16 protein-coding genes and 1 pseudogene are annotated in these 17,964 nt (G+C 66.3%); 15 read left to right on the forward strand and 2 right to left on the reverse strand.

Going from position 1 to position 17,964, the window contains the following annotated elements:
* Positions 1-265: 265 nt before the first annotated feature.
* The 9 genes from AC1RDS_RS20090 (at position 266) to AC1RDS_RS20130 (ending at position 9,767) form a co-directional block, all read left to right on the forward strand.
* Positions 266-664, forward strand: a complete 399-nt coding sequence (locus AC1RDS_RS20090) for a MerR family transcriptional regulator (RefSeq protein ID WP_092701595.1) — start codon at positions 266-268, stop codon at positions 662-664.
* Between the two features lie 115 nt (positions 665-779).
* A complete protein-coding gene (locus AC1RDS_RS20095; protein WP_208859763.1) occupies positions 780-1,163 on the forward strand; it encodes a PaaI family thioesterase in 384 nt (127 codons plus the stop codon).
* Between the two features lie 36 nt (positions 1,164-1,199).
* Positions 1,200-2,390 (forward strand): isovaleryl-CoA dehydrogenase, encoded by a 1,191-nt coding sequence (locus AC1RDS_RS20100; protein ID WP_092701589.1) that lies wholly within the window; start codon positions 1,200-1,202, stop codon positions 2,388-2,390.
* Positions 2,391-2,423: 33 nt separating this feature from the next.
* Positions 2,424-3,083: a carbonate dehydratase gene (can, locus tag AC1RDS_RS20105; protein ID WP_026437003.1), complete on the forward strand. Its 660-nt coding sequence runs from the start codon at positions 2,424-2,426 to the stop codon at positions 3,081-3,083.
* Positions 3,084-3,129: 46 nt separating this feature from the next.
* The gene (gene aceK, locus AC1RDS_RS20110) at positions 3,130-4,929 is read left to right on the forward strand and encodes a bifunctional isocitrate dehydrogenase kinase/phosphatase (protein ID WP_348682322.1); all 1,800 of its coding nucleotides are present in this window, start codon (positions 3,130-3,132) and stop codon (positions 4,927-4,929) included.
* Between the two features lie 37 nt (positions 4,930-4,966).
* On the forward strand, positions 4,967-6,160 hold the full coding sequence (locus AC1RDS_RS20115) for an acetyl-CoA C-acyltransferase (RefSeq protein WP_092701583.1): 1,194 nt from the start codon (positions 4,967-4,969) through the stop codon (positions 6,158-6,160).
* Between the two features lie 116 nt (positions 6,161-6,276).
* Complete coding sequence (locus AC1RDS_RS20120) at positions 6,277-7,650, forward strand: carbohydrate porin (RefSeq protein WP_348682323.1); 1,374 nt, start codon at positions 6,277-6,279, stop codon at positions 7,648-7,650.
* Between the two features lie 282 nt (positions 7,651-7,932).
* Positions 7,933-8,601: an SDR family oxidoreductase gene (locus tag AC1RDS_RS20125; protein ID WP_287879371.1), complete on the forward strand. Its 669-nt coding sequence runs from the start codon at positions 7,933-7,935 to the stop codon at positions 8,599-8,601.
* A gap of 35 nt (positions 8,602-8,636) precedes the next feature.
* Entirely contained in the window at positions 8,637-9,767 is a 1,131-nt protein-coding gene (locus tag AC1RDS_RS20130) for an acyl-CoA dehydrogenase family protein (RefSeq protein WP_092701705.1), read from the forward strand.
* A 90-nt stretch (positions 9,768-9,857) separates the two neighbouring features.
* Here AC1RDS_RS20130 and AC1RDS_RS20135 read toward each other — a convergent pair.
* Positions 9,858-9,953 (reverse strand): annotated as a pseudogene (locus AC1RDS_RS20135) (YetF domain-containing protein); the annotation flags it as partial.
* A 127-nt stretch (positions 9,954-10,080) separates the two neighbouring features.
* Here AC1RDS_RS20135 and AC1RDS_RS20140 point away from each other — a divergent pair.
* From AC1RDS_RS20140 to AC1RDS_RS20165, 6 genes are all read left to right on the forward strand, one after another.
* Complete coding sequence (locus AC1RDS_RS20140) at positions 10,081-10,494, forward strand: YchJ family protein (protein ID WP_092700298.1); 414 nt, start codon at positions 10,081-10,083, stop codon at positions 10,492-10,494.
* Between the two features lie 49 nt (positions 10,495-10,543).
* Positions 10,544-11,254, forward strand: coding sequence for an HAD family hydrolase (locus tag AC1RDS_RS20145; RefSeq protein WP_092700301.1), 711 nt, complete (start codon positions 10,544-10,546; stop codon positions 11,252-11,254).
* Between the two features lie 26 nt (positions 11,255-11,280).
* Positions 11,281-11,976 (forward strand): DUF4197 domain-containing protein, encoded by a 696-nt coding sequence (locus AC1RDS_RS20150; RefSeq protein ID WP_092700304.1) that lies wholly within the window; start codon positions 11,281-11,283, stop codon positions 11,974-11,976.
* An 11-nt stretch (positions 11,977-11,987) separates the two neighbouring features.
* Positions 11,988-12,875 carry a LysR substrate-binding domain-containing protein gene (locus AC1RDS_RS20155; protein ID WP_092700307.1) on the forward strand — a complete coding sequence of 296 codons (888 nt, stop codon included), beginning with the start codon at positions 11,988-11,990 and terminating at the stop codon, positions 12,873-12,875.
* 176 nt (positions 12,876-13,051) lie between these two features.
* Entirely contained in the window at positions 13,052-14,986 is a 1,935-nt protein-coding gene (locus AC1RDS_RS20160; RefSeq protein ID WP_244273731.1) for an aconitase family protein, read from the forward strand.
* A 26-nt stretch (positions 14,987-15,012) separates the two neighbouring features.
* Positions 15,013-15,984: a tripartite tricarboxylate transporter substrate binding protein gene (locus AC1RDS_RS20165; protein WP_026437013.1), complete on the forward strand. Its 972-nt coding sequence runs from the start codon at positions 15,013-15,015 to the stop codon at positions 15,982-15,984.
* 174 nt (positions 15,985-16,158) lie between these two features.
* Here the strand turns inward: AC1RDS_RS20165 and AC1RDS_RS20170 are convergent, their stop codons facing one another.
* Entirely contained in the window at positions 16,159-17,808 is a 1,650-nt protein-coding gene (locus AC1RDS_RS20170) for an AMP-binding protein (RefSeq protein ID WP_287879385.1), read from the reverse strand.
* Positions 17,809-17,964 lie beyond the last annotated feature (156 nt).

The raw sequence follows: 17,964 nt of genomic DNA on the forward strand, positions 1-17,964 counted from the left end.
GTAGGTCATCGTCAGGCTCTTACAGCCCAGTAACGCCCCGCTCAAATTTTGAGTGGGGCGTTTCTGCTTTCAGCGCCCAGTTTTCACTCCCAATACGCACATCGCCAGAGCCGTCTGTCTCGCACCAGTCTTTGCGCTGCATAGTCTTGTGGCATAGATGGGGTCAATTGCGCTACGATTGACGTTTACGTAAACGTTGAAAACGTGTTGCACTGAAATGCAGGTGGCGACCTTGCGAAAAACTACCGTGCAGCATTGCTCTACCATGGCCTCTACCTACACCATTAGCGACCTCGCGAAAGAGTTTGATCTGACAACGCGTGCCATACGCTTTTATGAAGACATGGGCTTGTTGCAGCCTGAGCGCAATGGGCCGGCAGGCCGCAGTCGCGTGTACAGCCCGAGGGACCGCACGCGGCTGCGGTTGACGTTGCGGGCAAAGCGCCTTGGCTTGTCGTTGAGCGAGGCCAAGGAGATCATCGACCTCTACGACAGCCCGCGCGATACGGGTGTGCAGCTGCAAAAGTTCCTGGATGTGCTGGTGGTGCACCGGCGGCAGCTGGAAGATCAGATGGCTGATCTGCAGGCCAACCTGGAAGAGGTCCGGGAACACGAGAAGGAAGCGCGCGCCCTGCTGCTGAAAACAGAAGGGAAAAATGGTTGATAATTAACGTTTACGTAAACGTCAATCAGGAGACCGTGTGAGCACCCCACTTTTCGATGTCCAGACGCCCACTTACGCGGCGCGGGTGCATGAGAGTTTTGCGCGCCAGGGCGCCATGCAGACGCTCGGCGCCCGCCTGGGACTGGTTGCTCCCGGTGCGGTGGATATCGAAATGGATTGGGCCGCTGGTCTGACCCAGCAGCACGGATTTCTGCATGCGGGCATGGTGGCCACGGCCCTGGATTCCGCTTGTGGCTATGCCGGATTCACCCTGATGGCAGCAGATGCGGCGGTTCTTACCATCGAGTTCAAGATCAATCTTCTGGCCCCGGCGCGCGGTGAGCGGTTTCGCATGGAGGGGCGGGTGCTCAAGCCGGGGCGCACGATCACCGTTTGCGAGGGGCGCGCCTATGCACTCGAAGGCACGCAAGAGAAGCTGGTGGCCACCATGGGCTGCACCTTGATGGCCGTTACGGGCCGCGAAAACATCCGCCACTGAACTGCAACACCATTCCACCGATCCGAGGAGACATTCATGAGCATGCCCGCCACCATTCCAGGCCTCAATTTCCAGTTGGGAGAAGACATCGACGCATTGCGGGACGCGGTCCGCGATTTCGCGCAGGCGGAAATCGCGCCACGCGCAGCCGAGATCGATCGCAGCGACCAGTTCCCTATGGATCTGTGGCGCAAGATGGGTGAACTGGGCGTGCTGGGTATCACCGTGCCCGAGCAATACGGTGGTGCGGCCATGGGTTACCTGGCCCACATGGTGGCCATGGAGGAAATTTCCCGCGCCAGCGCTTCGGTGGGCCTCTCCTACGGCGCGCACAGCAACCTGTGCGTGAACCAGATCAACCGCAACGGCAACGAGGCGCAGAAGGCCAAATACCTGCCCAAGCTCATCAGCGGCGAACATGTGGGCGCGCTGGCCATGAGCGAGCCCGGCGCTGGCTCCGACGTGATCAGCATGAAGCTCAAGGCCGAGGACAAGGGCGGTTACTACCTGCTCAACGGCAACAAGATGTGGATCACCAACGGTCCGGATGCCGACACGCTGGTGGTCTACGCCAAGACAGAGCCCGAGATGGGCGCGCGCGGGGTCACGGCATTCCTGATCGAAAAGGGCATGCCTGGTTTCAGCATTGCGCAAAAGCTCGACAAGCTGGGCATGCGCGGCAGCCATACGGGCGAGCTGGTGTTCCACAACGTCGAGGTGCCCGCGGCCAACGTGCTGGGGGGCTTGAACATGGGCGCCAAGGTGCTGATGAGCGGGCTGGACTACGAGCGCGCGGTGCTCACCGGCGGCCCGCTGGGCATCATGCAGTCCGTCATGGACAACGTGATCCCCTACATCCACGACCGCAAGCAGTTCGGCCAGAGCATCGGTGAATTCCAGCTCATTCAGGGCAAGGTGGCCGACATGTACACCGTGCTGCAAGCAGGACGCTCATTTGCCTACACTGTGGCCAAGAATCTCGACATGCTGGGCGCCGACCATGTGCGCCAGGTACGCAAGGATTGCGCCAGCGTGATCCTGTGGTGCGCCGAAAAGGCCACCTGGATGGCGGGCGAGGGTGTGCAGGTGTTTGGTGGCAATGGCTATATCAACGAATATCCGCTGGGCCGCCTGTGGCGCGATGCCAAGCTGTACGAGATCGGTGCCGGCACCAGCGAAATTCGCCGCATGCTGATCGGCCGCGAGCTTTTCGCCGAAACCTGCTGATTTCCCTTTTTTCACTCACCTGTCAAGGACAGCATGCCCTCATCCGTCGAAGACCTGTTTGTTCACAACCGCGCCTGGGCTGCCCAGATGGAGCGCGAGAGGCCTGGCTTTTTCACGGGCCTGATGGCCCAGCAAAAGCCCAAATACATGTGGATCGGGTGCTCGGACAGCCGCGTACCCGCCAACCAGATCACAGGCCTGGAGCCTGGTGAAATTTTCGTGCACCGCAACGTGGCCAACGTGGTGGTGCCCACTGACTTGAACTGCCTGTCCACCATCCAGTACGCGGTGGACCAACTGCATGTAGAGCACCTCATGGTGGTGGGGCACTACGGCTGCGGCGGTGTGCTGGCGGCGCTGGAGGGCATGCGCGTGGGCCTGGCCGACAACTGGATCCGCCATGTGCAGGACGTACGCGATCGCCACCGTGACCTGATTGCCGCCACCGCCCCCGAGTGGCGTCACGATGTGCTGTGCGAACTCAATGCCATCGAGCAGGTGGTCAACATCGCACAGACCACGGTGATGCTGGACGCATGGGGCCGTGGGCAAAAGGTGACATTGCACGGCTGGTGCTATGGCCTCAAAGACGGGCTCATCAACAACCTGCACATGACCGTCGACAGCACCGAAGGGCTGGATTCGCTCTACAAGGCCGCGATTGCCGGAGTGGCTGCCGTCAAAAGGCAGTAGCCCGGCAACGCCTGCTCGCCTGTACTGCGACGGTTGAGACCCCGCCATGTTTCCGCAACGGCTGGATGCCCCGCAGGCCTACGGCATCGCCAAGGCCATGATGGACGGGTTCAACCGCCATTACCGGCTGTTCCGCACCGAGTCCGCGCGGGCCAAGCACCGCTTTGAAACCGCCGACTGGCACGGCCAGCAGCGGGCGCAGCGCGAGCGCATCGAGTTCTACGACCTGCGCGTGAAGGAGTGCGTGCGCCGGCTCGAAAAGGAATTCAGCGCCGGCGCGCAGCCCATGGACGTGTGGCACCAGATCAAGCTGCACTACATCGGGCTGCTGGTCAACCACCACCAGCCCGAGCTGGCCGAGACCTTTTTCAACTCGGTCACCACCAAGATCCTGCACCGCACACATTTCCACAACGATTTCATCTTTGTGCGGCCTGCGGTCAGCACCGAATACATCGAAAACGACGAACCCGCCGCGCGCCCCACCTACCGGGCCTACTATCCCTCGCGCGACAACCTGGTGGACACACTGCACCGCATCATCGACAACTTCCAGCTCCAGCGGGAGTTTGTGGATCTGGCGCGCGATGCCGGTTGCGTGGTGAACGCGATGCGCGGCCGGCTCGACAAGGTCAGGCTCCGCACCAACTTCCAGATCCAGGTGCTCAGCAGTCTGTTCTACCGCAACAAGGGCGCGTATGTGGTGGGCAAGATCATCAACGGCTTCAACGAGGTGCCATTTGCGCTGCCCATCCTGCACGACGACAGCGGCAGGCTGTTCATCGACGCCGCGCTGTTCGGCGAAGACGACCTGCAGATGCTGTTCAGCTTTGCGCGCGCGTACTTCATGGTGGACATGGAGGTGCCCAGTGCCTATGTGCAGTTCCTGCGCAGCCTCATGCCGCGCAAACCGCGCGCCGAGATCTACAACGCGCTGGGCCTGGCCAAGCAGGGCAAGACGCTGTTCTACCGCGACTTCCTCTACCACCTCCAGCACTCGACCGACCAGTTCCGCATTGCGCCCGGCATCAAGGGCATGGTGATGCTGGTGTTCGACCTGCCGAGCTTTCCGTATGTGTTCAAGCTCATCAAGGACTACTTTCCGCCGCCCAAAGACACTACGCGCGAGCAGATCAAGGCCAAGTACCTGCTGGTCAAGCAGCACGACCGCGTGGGCCGCATGGCCGACACGCTCGAATACAGCGAGGTGGCTTTTCCGCGCGACCGGTTTGACGATGCACTGATTGCCGAGATCGAAAAGTTTGCTCCGAGCCAACTGGAGATCAGCGACCGCGATGGCGATGGACAGACCGAGGTCATCATCAAGCACCTCTATATCGAGCGGCGCATGATTCCGCTCAACCTCTACCTGCAGGAAGCCTTTGATACGGGCCTGGCCGATCCGCGTGCCTACCGGCAGATGGAGCGCAGCGTGATCGAGTATGGCAACGCCATCAAGGACCTGGTGGCCGCCAACATCTTCCCCGGCGACATGCTCTGGAAGAACTTCGGCGTCACGCGCAATGGCAAGGTGGTTTTCTACGACTACGACGAGATCGAATACCTCACCGACTGCCATTTCCGCCGCGTGCCCACGCCGCGCAACGAAGAGGAAGAGATGAGCGGCGAGGTCTGGTACAGCGTGGGCCCGCACGATGTGTTTCCCGAAACCTTCGGCCCTTTTCTGCTCGGCAACGACGCCGTGCGCGCCGTGTTCATGCGGCACCACGCCGATCTGCTCGACGTGGCGTTCTGGCAGGCGCACAAGGAGCGCATCCAGGCCGGCCATGTGTACGACGTTTTCCCTTACGACCCCGAGCGGCGCTTCCCGCATGCCGCCCATTGACCATCACGCATTCCCCTCAAACCGAAGGAGCCTCCCCATGTCTGTATCCCACCAAGACCCCATCGTCATCGTCGGCGCCGCACGCACCCCCATGGGTTCGCTGCAGGGCGATTTTTCCAGCCTGGCTGCGCATGACCTGGGTGGAGCCGCCATCCGGGCGGCCATCGAGCGCGCCGGCGTGTCGCCCGACGCCGTGGGCGAAGTGCTGTTCGGCAACTGCCTGATGGCGGGCCAGGGCCAGGCGCCCGCGCGCCAGGCGGCGTTCAAGGGCGGGCTGCCCAAGGAGGCGGGCGCCGTCACTTTGAGCAAGATGTGCGGCTCGGGCATGAAGGCCGCGATGTTCGCGCACGACATGCTGCTGGCCGGCACGCACGATGTGATGGTGGCGGGCGGCATGGAAAGCATGACCAATGCCCCCTACCTGCTGCAAAAGGGCCGCGGCGGCTACCGTCTGGGCCATGACCGCATCTTCGACCACATGATGCTCGACGGCCTGGAAGACGCTTACGAGCCCGGTCGCTCCATGGGAACCTTTGGCGAAGACTGTGCCGCCAAGTACCAGTTCACGCGCGCGCAGCAGGACGCCTTTGCCACGGCCAGCGTGCAGCGCGCCAAGGCCGCCACCGAGTCGGGTGCGTTCGCGGCCGAGATCGTGCCGGTGACCGTCAAGACCCGCGCGGGCGAGACCGTGGTCTCGGTGGACGAAGGGCCGGCGAAGGTCAAGCTCGACAAGATCGCCACGCTCAAGCCCGCCTTCAAGAAGGACGGCACCATCACCGCGGCCTCCAGCTCCAGCATCAACGACGGCGCTGCCGCGCTGGTGATGATGCGCGAGTCCACCGCGAAAAAACTTGGCTGCAAGCCCCTGGCCCGCATAGTGAGCCACGCCACGCACGCGCAGGAGCCCGAGTGGTTCGCCACCGCGCCGCTGGGCGCCACGCAGAAGGCGCTGGCCAAGGCCGGCTGGGCCGTGGGCGACGTGCAGCTGTGGGAGATCAACGAAGCCTTTGCCGTGGTGCCCATGGCGCTCATGAAGGAGCTGGACCTGCCGCACGACAAGGTCAATGTGAATGGCGGCGCCTGCGCGCTGGGCCACCCCATCGGCGCCAGCGGCGCGCGCATCATGGTCACGCTGATCCATGCGCTCCAGGCGCGCGGCCTTACCAAGGGCCTGGCCACGCTGTGCATTGGTGGCGGCGAGGCCACGGCCGTTGCCCTGGAGCTGATCTGATCTCCCGAAAACACGGCGGCTGGCGCTTGCTGTAAAAGCGCTTGCGGCTATTTTCTGCGGGAAGACTGCCGTTGTCAGGGCGTCATGGGCCGGCGCTAAACTCGCGCGCCATGACCATGATGTTCAGACTTCTGCCGGCCCGGCGCCACGCCCGTTCCATGCCGCTGGCGCTGCTGCTGGTGGCCGCCGCGCCCTGGCGCGTGGCGGCACAAGCCGTGGAGGCGCCTGCGGTCCCACCCCCCGTGGCGTGGCACGCGCAAGCCACCTGGGCCTGGCAGGCCAAGCCGGCCTTTGCTGCGCCCTACACCGGCCCCAACAGCCTGGTTCCGGGTCGGGAAAAGTCCTACTCGTTCACGACCACCGGCGATCTGGGCGTGCGCCTTTGGCAGGGGGCCGAGGCCCACTTCAACCCCGAAGCTGCGCAGGGCGTGCCGCTGTCGCACCTGACGGGTGCCGGCGGGCTGTCCAACGGCGAACTGGCCCGCACCTCGGGAGCGAACCTGTCGGTGTACCGGGCGCGCATGTTCGTGCAGCAGCGCTGGGCGACCGGTGGTGACGCCGAAACCATCCCCGCCGATTTCAACGAACTGGGCGGGGCATCGCGCACGAGTCGCTGGACGGTGCGCGCAGGGGCTTTCTCGCTGCTCGACTACTTTGACAACAATCCTTACGCCAAAGACCCGCGAGAGCAGTTCTTCAACTGGTCTTTCCTCACGCATGGCGCCTGGGACTACGCAGCGGATGCCCGGGGTTACTCGGTGGGGGCCATGATCGAATACCGCACCAGCACCTGGGCCGTGCGCGCCGCCCGCATGGAGTTGCCGCGCGAATCCAACGGTCTGGCACTCGACAGCCATTGGCGCCAGCACTACGGAGACCAGCTGGAGGTGGAGTCCGATCTGCCGGTGTCGGTGCCTGCTGGCCCATTGCGCGCGCGCCTGCTGGTGTACCGGAACCGGGCGGTGATGGGGCGCTTTGACGATGCCCTCGCCCTGGGTGGTACGCCGGATGTGGCATGGGTGCGCCGCGCGCAAAGCAAGACCGGCTGGGGGGTGACGCTGGAGGCGCCCCTGGGCGAGGAGGCCGGCCTGTTCCTGCGTGCCAGCCGAAACAATGGCCAGTCTGAAACCTATGCATTTACCGAGATAGACCAGCAGCTGTCGCTGGGGGGGCAGTTCACCGGCGCCACGTGGGGCCGCAGCAAAGACCGCTGGGGCGTGGCCTGGGCGGCCAATGGCCTGTCGCGCCCGCACCGCAGCTATCTGGCGGCGGGCGGCCAGGGCTTCTTTCTGGGCGATGGCCGGCTCAACTATGGCCCCGAGCAGGTGCTCGAAGCCTATTACCGCTGGACCTTGCCTGATGTGGTTACTTCGGCGGGCACGCTGCGGTCGGCATTCTCGCTGGGGGCTCAGCACCTGGTCCACCCCGGCTACAACCGCGACCGGGGGCCGGTACAGGTGTACTCGCTGCGCTGGCACAGCGAATTCTGACGTCGGGCACCGCCGCCGGGTTGGGCCTGATAATTGACGTTTACGTCAATGCGGGGCTCCCGCCGCCCCTTGAGCACCATCCCGGAACCACAGATGCTGTCGAACCGAGCACAGGAAGTGATCCGCGACGCCATGCGCGCCATCGCCCAGGACCCCTCTGGCCCCGTGCCGCCGGGGGACTGGGCGACGCGTGATGGGATGGAGCTCATGGCACCTCATTGGATCGCTTTTAACGTTGGATCGGCAGGCGCTAGAACCCTGTTTTTCTCAAATTTCTGAACCATGAAATCCATACTCATCATCGGCGCATCGCGCGGCATTGGACTGGAGCTGGTGCGCCAATACGCCGAGGCGGGCCGCCGCGTGATTGCCACCGTGCGCGACGACGCCGGCCGCGAGCGCGTGCAGGCCCTGGGCGCCGAGGCGCTCACTGTGGATGTGGCCAACCCTGCCAGCGTGAGCGGGTTGGCCTGGCAGCTCGATGGCGAGAAGATCGAGACCGCCTGGTATGTGGCAGGCGTGATTCACCGTCCGGACGCACTCACGCCCCCCACGCAGCAGGACTTTGATGCCGTCATGCACATCAATGTGCTGGGCGCCATGCAGGCTATTCCGCAAGTGGCGCCGCGGGTGGCCGAGGCGCAGGGCGTGTTTGCGTTCCTGTCCTCGTCCATGTCACAGATCGGCAGCGTGCCGGGCAGCGACTCGTGGCTCTACCGCACCAGCAAGGCCGCGCTGAACATGGCAGTGGCGGCGGCCCAGCACAGCTACCCGCACGCGACGCTCATCACCATCGACCCCGGCTGGGTGCAGACCGACATGGGCGGCGTGGGCGCTGCCCTGACCGTGCAAGACAGTGTGCGCGGCCTGCGCGCCACCGTGGCCGGTGCCACTGCCGCCGACAGGGGGCGCCTGCTGCACCACGACGGCCGCCGCGCCGCGCACTGGTAAATTTCTCTGAACAACGACCTCTGGAGACATCCCCCATGCTGCTGACCCAAGACCAGGAAATGATCCGCGACGCCGTGCGCGACTTTGCCCAGACCGAACTCTGGCCCCATGCCGCCCGCTGGGACAAGGAACACCATTTCCCCAAGGAGGCCCACCAGGGCCTCGCAGCCCTCGGGGCCTACGGTATCTGCGTACCCGAAGAGTTTGGCGGCGCCCATCTCGACTACCTCACGCTCGCCCTGGTGCTCGAAGAAATCGCAGCCGGTGATGGCGGCACCAGCACTGCCATCAGCGTCACCAACTGCCCGGTCAACGCCATCCTCATGCGCTATGGCAATGCCCAGCAAAAGCGCGACTGGCTCACACCCTTGGCCCGGGGCGAAATGCTCGGGGCGTTTTGCCTGACCGAGCCGCATGTGGGCTCCGACGCCTCCGCACTGCGCACGACCGCGGCGCGCCAGGGCGAGGAATACGTGATCAACGGCGTCAAGCAGTTCATCACCAGCGGCCAAAACGGCCATGTGGCCATCGTCATCGCCGTGACCGACAAGGGCGCCGGCAAGAAGGGCATGAGCGCCTTCCTCGTGCCTACCAGCAACCCCGGTTACGTGGTGGCGCGGCTCGAAGACAAGCTGGGCCAGCATTCCAGCGACACGGCGCAGATCAACTTCGACAACTGCCGCATCCCGGCCGAGAACCTCATTGGCGCCGAGGGCGAGGGCTACAAGATCGCGCTCGGTGCCCTGGAGGGCGGCCGCATCGGCATCGCCGCGCAAAGCGTGGGCATGGCGCGCAGCGCGTTCGATGCGGCGCTGGCGTACTCGAAGGAGCGCGAAAGCTTCGGCCAGCCCATCTTCCACCACCAGGCCGTGGGCTTTCGCCTGGCCGACTGCGCCACGCAGATCGAGGCCGCACGCCAGCTCATCTGGCACGCCGCCGCGCTGCGCGACGCGGGCCGACCTTGCCTGAAAGAAGCCGCCATGGCCAAGCTGTTCGCCAGCGAGATGGCCGAGCGCGTGTGCAGCGCCGCCATCCAGACGCTGGGCGGCTACGGCGTGGTCAATGACTTCCCGGTGGAGCGCATCTACCGCGACGTGCGCGTGTGCCAGATCTACGAGGGCACGAGCGACGTGCAGAAGATCATCATCCAGCGCGCGCTGGCCTGATGGTTGGCGAAAACTTGCTCCCAGATAAATAGCTGCAGGTGCTTTATGGACAAGCGCCAGGGGCCAAAAATCACCTGAATCCTGCCGGCATCACCCCCGGCGCTTGAGCACCACCGTGATCTGCCCATTGGTCTCGATGGTGGCGCGCTCCACCTCGTGCGCGTCCAGGCAACCACCCGCGCGCAGCACAAACTCCCACCACGGCACGCTCATCGCGAACATCGGCATCTCCCTGGCATGCGGCGGCGGCTGCCGCGCTGGCTGCAGTCTACGTTCAATAATCGACCTGTTTTCTTGCCCGCACAGCAACGCCATGCCCCAGCCCTCGACCCCCTTGCCATGCCCCTGTGGCGCCCTGTCGCCCCGGCGCACCCCGCTGGCCTATGCCGACTGCTGCGGCCGCTATGTGGAGCATTTCGATGCCACGCCCGCGCCCGACGCCGAGCGGCTGATGCGCTCGCGCTACAGCGCCTTCGTGCGGGAGCGGGGCGACTACCTGCTGGCCACCTGGCACGCCAGCCAGCGCCCGGCCACGCTCGCGTTCGAGCCCGGGGCGCACTGGCTGGGCCTGGAGGTGCGCAGCCATCGCGTGCTGGATGCCGACCACGCCGAGGTCGAGTTTGTGGCCCGCTACCGCGTGGCCGGGCGCGCCGTGCGCCTGCATGAAAAGAGCCGTTTCGTGCGCGAAACCGGGCGCTGGTACTACGTGGATGGCGACAGCCGCTGATTTCCAACCAAAATGGCCTGAAACCACTATCAGTAAAGCGCCTGAAACGATGAAATTTGAAGCGATCCTGTTCGACTGCGATGGTGTGCTGGTGGACAGCGAACCCATCACCAACGGCGTGCTCTGCACCATGCTCAACGAGGCCGGCTGGGCCATCAGCCCCGCAGAGTGCATGCGGGTTTTCATCGGCAAGACGGTGCGCAGCGAGGCCGCGCGCATAGCGGCGCACACCGGCCGCCCGCTCACCGACGCCTGGATGGCCGCGTTCTACGCGCGCCGCAACGCCCGGCTGGAGGCCGAGCTGCAGGCCATCGAAGGCGCGGTGGAGGCGGTGCGCGCCGTCCATGCGCGGCTGCAGGGGCGCATCGCCTGCGCCTCGGGGGCTGATCGCTTCAAGGTCGAGATGCAGCTGGACAAGGTGGGCCTGGCGCCGTATTTTGCCGGCCGCATCTTCAGCGGCCACGAAATGCCGGCCACCAAGCCCGCACCCGACGTGTACCTGGCAGCGGCCGCCGCCGTGGGCGTGCCGCCCGCGCGCTGTCTGGTGGTCGAAGACACGGTGACCGGCGTCGCTGCCGGCGTGGCCGCGGGCGCCACGGTGGTGGGCTACAGCCCGTCGCCCGTGGGCCATGGCTCGCCCGCGGCGCTGCGCGCGGCCGGCGCCGTGCATGTGATGGCCGACATGGGCGAGCTGCCGGCGCTGCTGGACGGGGGCACCTTGCACGGCCTGGCGCAGACGCGGCACACTGGGGCCGCTTGAACGTTTTCACTTCCAAGGAGCATTCCATGCAACGACGCCAATTCCAGACTTCCGGCCTGGCCGCCCTGGTCCTGCTGGCCACCACGCGGGCGCAGGCGCTGTCGCTCGGTGATCTGAGCAATGCCGACGCCAGCAGCGGCGTCAAGGCCGCGCTGGAGCAGGGCGCGCTGGCGGCCGTGGGCCTGCTGGGTCAGTCGGGCGGTTTTTTGAACAACCCCAAGGTGCGCATCCCGTTGCCGGGCTACCTGGAGGACGCCGCCAAACTGATGAAGAAATTCGGCCAGGGCCAGCGCATCGAAGAGCTGGAGACCTCCATCAACCGCGCCGCCGAGGCCGCCGTGCCCTTGGGCAAGGACCTGCTGGTCGGCGCCGTGCGCAGCATGACGGTGACCGACGCCAAGAACATCCTGACCGGCGGCGACACCTCGGTGACGCAGTTCTTTTCTGAAAAGACCCGCGCTCCACTGGGCCAGAAGTTCCTGCCCGTGGTCACCCAGGCCACGCAGAAAGTGGGCCTGGCCCAGCAGTACAACGCCTTCGCCGGCAAGGCGGCGGGCTTTGGGCTGGTGAAGAAGGAAGACGCCACCATAGAGCAGTACGTGACCGGCAAGACGCTGGACGGCCTGTTCCTGGTGATTGGCGAGGAGGAGCAGAAGCTGCGCCAGAATCCGGCCGCGGCGGGCAGCGCCATCCTGAAGAAGGTGTTTGGGGCGCTGAAGTAGGCCCTGGTTCGATGAATCGCCGCATCGATGCCTACAGCCTGCGCCTGTTCGCCGCTGCGGCGCAGGAGGGTTCCATCGTGCGCGCGGCGGCGCGCGAGCACATTGCGCCCTCGGCGCTGAGCCGCCGGTTGGTGGATCTGGAACATGCGTTTGGCACCCCGCTGCTGGTGCGCTCCCCCCGTGGCGTGGTGCTGACGGACGCGGGCCAGCTGGTGTTCGGGCGCGGGCTGCAAATTGACCGCGAGCTGCAGCAGCTGGCGCGCGAGGTGCAGTCGCTCGGCGGGCGCGTGGCGGGCAATGTGCGCGTGTGGGCCAACATGTCGGCCGTGGTGGGTTTTCTGCCCGAGCGCCTCCAGGCCCTGCTGGCGCAGTACCCCGATGTGCGGGTGTCGCTGCACGAGCAGGACACGCCCGAGGTGGTGCGCGCCTGTCTGGACGACCGCGCTGACGTCGGCCTGGGGGTGCACACCGAGGTGCCGCAGAGCATCGAGCGCTGGCATTTCGCCAGCGACCCGCTGCTGGTGGTGCTGCCACGCGGGCATGGGCTGGCGCGCAGGCGGGCTGTGCGCTTTGCCGAGGCCATGGCCTACCCCTTGATCGGCGTGCGCAGCGGCGGCTCGCTGGACCGCTTTGTCCATGCACAGGCTTTTGCCGCGGGCCAGCCCCTGCAGATGGCGGTGTCGGTCAGCAGTTTTGATGCGGTGTGTCGCATGGTCGAGGCGGGCATGGGCATTGCGATCATTCCGCACAGCGCCGCGGCCGCCTACGCCGGAAGCCGCCGTTTCGTGCGCCGTCCGCTGGACGAACCCTGGGCTGCGCGCGAGCTGTGCATCTACGCGCCGCGCAAGACGCCCCGGCTGCGCTCGGTGCAGGCCGTCATCGAGGCGTGGCGCGGTTGATGCCGCCGTGCGCACGGTGAGGGTTTCCTGGGATCACGCAAAACGCGCGACCCCCTGTGCCGAAATGGCGCTTGGCAGCGGGGCCTCGGGCTGCCCATCATGCGGCCATGTCCCATGAAGAACCATCGATCCGCCTGAGCGGCCCCATCCTGTATCTGTGCGCCTCGGCCGAGCGCATGGCGCGCCAGATGGCGGGCGAGCGCCTGTCGCTGGTGGATGCCGGGGCCTTGCGCGACGACGTGTCGACCGACGAGATCACGCCGCTGCCCATCCTGACGCACTACGACGACGCGCTGGGCCGCTACCCCTACACCGGCTTCCAGGCCGGCGGCAGCCTGCCGGTGCGTGCCAACGCCATCCGCGAAGGCGGCTTCAGCGTGGTGGTGGCGGGCAAGCGCTATGGCAAGGGCTCGTCGCGAGAGCACAGCCCCGCAGCGGAAAAGCTGGCGGGCGTGCGCCTGGTGATCGCCGAGAGCTTTGAGCGCATCTACCGCCAGAATGCCGACAACATTGGTCTGTTCACATCCACCGACTTCAGCCTCGTCGGGCGCATCGAGCGCGGCGAGGCCATCGCCATCGGGGACCTGGTGCAGGGGCGCGATGCATTGGCGGCCGCCATCTTGAAGAGCGGCGGCCTGCTGCCATTCGGCCAGCGCTGGATGCGCGACGTGGCGCTGGCACCTGCGCTGGCGGGCGGTGCGCCGCGCACGCTGTTCGAAAAAATCATTGCACGCCACGCCCTGCGCACCGAGCTGACCGAGCCGCACCCCGCGCCGGGTGCCGGCGCGTTTGTGCGCGCCGACTGGCGCTTCATCCACGAGTACTACACCGGCATGGCCGCGCACATGCTGCACGCCACGTTCGGCGAACCGCTGGTGCTGCACGCCCCCGAGTCCGTGGTGGTGTTTGAGGACCACACCTCCTATGTGAAGGAAAGCCCCGCGCATGTGCGCGCCGGGCTGGTGCCCAATGTGCAGCGCATGGTCGAGGCGCAGCGGGCTTTCGCCGCGCGCTACGGCCTGCGCACGCACCGCACGCTGACCGAAGACGAGGCCGCACGCGGTGATGGTGGCCAGAGCGCAGGCATCTCGCACGCCATGGTGGCCGAGCATTACGCGCTGCCCGGGCAGGTGGTGGTGGGCACCGATTCGCACACGCCGCACAGCGGCGCGCTGGGCTGCGTGGCATTCGGCGTGGGCACGACCGACATGGCCAATGCCTTCGTCACGGGCGCCGTGCGGCTCACCGTGCCGCAGTCGCTGCAGGTGGTGCTGGACGGTTGCCCGGCGCCCGGCGTCACGGCCAAGGACATCGTGCTGCACCTGCTGGCGCAGCCCTACATCCGCGAGGGCGGTGGGCTGGGCAAGGTGTTCGAGTTTTGCGGCACGGCCATTGCCCACCTGGCCACCGACGAGCGCGCCACGCTGACCAACATGGTGGCCGAGATGGGTGGCTTCACCGGCATCGTGGCGCCCGACGCGGAAACCGTGCGCTTCCTGCGTGAGCGGCGGGGCGTTGATTTTGTGATAGAGCCCTGGATGCACAGCGATGCGGGCGCGCTGCATGTCCATGCTCTGCACATCGACTGCGCCGCCGTGCCGCCCATGGTGGCGGCCCCGGGCGACCCCGGCAACGGCCTGCCGCTGGCCAGCCTGCGAGCGCGTGTGCGCATCGACATTGCCTACGGCGGCTCGTGCACCGCCGGCAAGCGCGAGGATTTCGTGCATTACCACGCCGTGCTGCGCTGGGCCGCCGACCGCGGACTGAAGGTGGCGCCGGGAGTGGAGCTGTTCCTGCAGTTTGGCACCACGGCGGTGCGCGACCATTGCATCGCCGCAGGCTACATGGATGCTTTCGAGAAGGTCGGTGCGCGCATGCTGCAGCCCTCCTGCGGCGCCTGCGGCAACTGCGGGCCGGGGGGCTCGGTGCGCAAGGAGCAGGTGACGGTGAGCGCCATCAACCGCAACTTCCCCGGCCGTGGCGGCCCGGGCCAGGTGTGGCTGGCCAGCCCGCCCACGGTGGCCGCCAGCGCCATCGCCGGTGAGCTGCTGTCCTTTGCCGAACTGCAGAGCCGCTACGGGGCGGGCATTGCTGGCACCGTGAACGCATGAATTCCTTATAACGACAGGAGACAACGATGAACGCATTGATTCTTCAGGGCCGGCGGGCCGTCCTGGCCGCCGCGCTGGCGGCAGCCATGCCCTGGGCGCAGGCCCAGTCCGACAAGCCCGTGCGCCTGATCGTGCCGCTGACCACGGGCTCCACCGTGGATACGCTGGCGCGGGCGCTGGGCCAGCCCCTGGCGCGGGCACTTGGCCAGCCCGTGGTGGTGGACAACCTCGTGGGTGCCGGCGGCGTGTCGGGAACCACCCAGCTGGTGCGTGCGCCCAAGGACGGCAACACGCTGGCGCTGGTGTCGTCCAACCACGTTATCAACCCGGCGATCTACAAGACGATGCCCTTCGATTCGCTCAAGGACATCACGCCGATCACAGTGGTCGGCACAGTCCCTCTGGTGCTGGTGGCAACGAACACCCTGCCCGTCAAAAACCTGCGGGAGCTGGTGGCCTACGCCAAGACCCATCCGGGGCAGGTGGACTATGGTTCGGCGGGCAATGGCAGCGTGCTGCACCTGGCGGCCGAATTGCTGAAAAGCGAAGGCGGCATCTTCCTGACCCACATACCCTACCGCGGCACCGGGCCGCTGACAACCGACCTGATCGGCGGGCAGATCCAGCTGGCCTTTCTGTCGGTCACGGCGGCGGCGCCGCATGTCAAGGCCGGCAAGCTGCGGGCGCTGGGCGTGTCCACCACGCAGCGCTCCACGGTGCTGCCCGATGTGCCCACGCTGGCCGAGTCGGGCTTGCCGAACTACAGCTTCGATGCCTGGCTGGCGCTGATCGGGCCGGCGGGGCTGTCCAAGCCCCTGGTGCAAAAGCTCTACCAGGATGTGCGCACCACGCTGGCGCTGAAAGAGGTGCAGGACATTCTGGCCGCCCAGGGCATTGCACCCGTGGATATGTCGCCGGAAAAGACCGAGCCATTCTTCAAGACCGAACTGGCCAAGCACGGTGCCCTGGTGCAAAAGGCCGGTGCAGTGAAAGACTGAGCGTGGCACGCATCGCGTTGCTGCCCGCAGAAGGCATCGGCCCCGAGGTGATGGCCGGTTTGCGGACGCCGTGCTGTTCGGCGCGGTGGGCGATCCGCGCCCCAACCACCTGCCGCGCGCGGCCGGGGTGGAGTGCTGACTGCGTTGGGGGCGCTCTTTTTTGATGCGCCGCGCTCACCCCACCTGCCGCTTCTTGCGCGCGCACAGGTCCACCATGCCTGCGAGCGTGCGCGGGTCGCTGCCGGCCGGGAAGATGCGGTGCTTCTGTATCTTTTGCGTGCCGGTGGTGGGGATCTCGTCGGCAAACCACCACCAGCCCGGCGCCTTGTAGTAAGCCAGCTCGCGCAGGCAAAAATCCTGCAGGGTGCGCGCCGCGTCGCCGTGCGCCAGGTCCGCCGCCGCAGCGGGGTCGAGCACCACGCAGGCCAGCACTTCCTCTTCGCGCACGGCATCGGGCACGGCCATCACGGCCGCCTGGTGCACCAGCGGGTGGGTGAGCAAGAGCGCCTCGACCTCGGCGGCGGCAATGTTCTCGCCCGAGCGGCGGATGATGTTCTTGCGCCGGTCCATGAAGCGCAGCATGCCGCTGGCGTCGCGGGTGACGATGTCGCCGGTGTGGAACCAGCCGCCACGCCAGGCGGCCTCGGTGGCCTCGGGGTCGTCCAGGTAGCCGCTGAAGAAGTCCTTGCGCGGCGTGGCGGCGCTGTGGCGCACCCACATTTCGCCGGGCTGGCCGTCGGCCACCTCGGTGCCTGCTTCGTCCATCACGCAGACTTCCAGTCCGGGCTCGGCGCGGCCAAAGGCGCGCGTGCCCACCTGGCGCGGCGCGTGGTGGTCGGAGATGACGCGCACGATCTCGGTCATGCCCCACAGCTCGACCAGTGGCAGGCCAAAGCGTTCTTCGAACCGCGCGTGCAGTTGCGGCTCCACACCGGCGCCGTAGCCAAAGCGCACGCCGTGCGCGCGCTCCAGCGGGCTGGCCGGCTGGGCCAGCAGCATGGGCACGACCACGCCCAGGTAATGCACGATGGTGGCGCGGCTCTCGCACACCTCCTGCCACCAGCGCGCGGGCGCAAAGCGGTCGGTCTGCACTTGGCAGCCGCCGGTGAGCAGCATGCAGTAGAACGACAGGATGGAGGCGTTCACATGGAACAGCGGTAGCGGGTTGTACAGCCGCTCCTGGCCTTCGCGGATGGCCGCCATGCCGCCCCGGCGCGCATACCAGTCGCCGGCCGCCAGCTCGTAGCGGTGCGACAGCACGCAGCCCTTGGGCTGGCCGGTGGTGCCCGAGGTGTAGAGGATGCTGGCGGGCGTGTCGGCCTGGGGCTTTCCGACCTGCGCCGGGCTTGCAGCAGCGGGCAGCGGCGCAGTGCCATCGGGTGTGGAATTGGTCGTAAAAATGGGCGGCTGGTGGCGCGCCTCGGCCAGCGCGGCCTGCACCGCCGGCAGGCGCGTGGGCAAGGCCACGACCAGGTCCACGCGCGCATGGTCGATCAGGTAGGCCAGCTCGCGCGGGCGGTAGTCGGGGTTGATCGGCACCACGCACACACCCAGGGTGTTCAGCGCCAGCTTGTGCAGCATGTGCTCGGGCCGGCTCTCCAGAAAAAGGGCGACGCGGTGGCCCAGGCCGTAGCCGGCGGCGCGGTAGCGCTGCACCAGGCCCGCTACCAGCGCGGCAGCTTCGGCATAGCTGATTTCGCGGCCCTGCGGGTCGTAGCTGCGCCCCGGGTTGGCGGGCACGGCCAGCAGGCTGCGCGGGCCGTAGGCTGCGGTGGCGCGCAAGAAGGCGTCGGCGATGGTGGTGTGGTCGTCGATGGAGATCATTTTTGAGCCCAAAAAGCGATCAATGTCGGCAAATTTTCTGCATTGTATGCTATGAAATTGGAAGCAATTCTGTTCGGCGGCCAGGGCAATCGCATCTAAAAAATAGAGTCAAATCCAACGACACTGCAGCGCTTGAGTAATCTGCCAAGCGCTGTT

The organism is Acidovorax sp. GW823-FHT02H02, assembly GCF_058797075.1.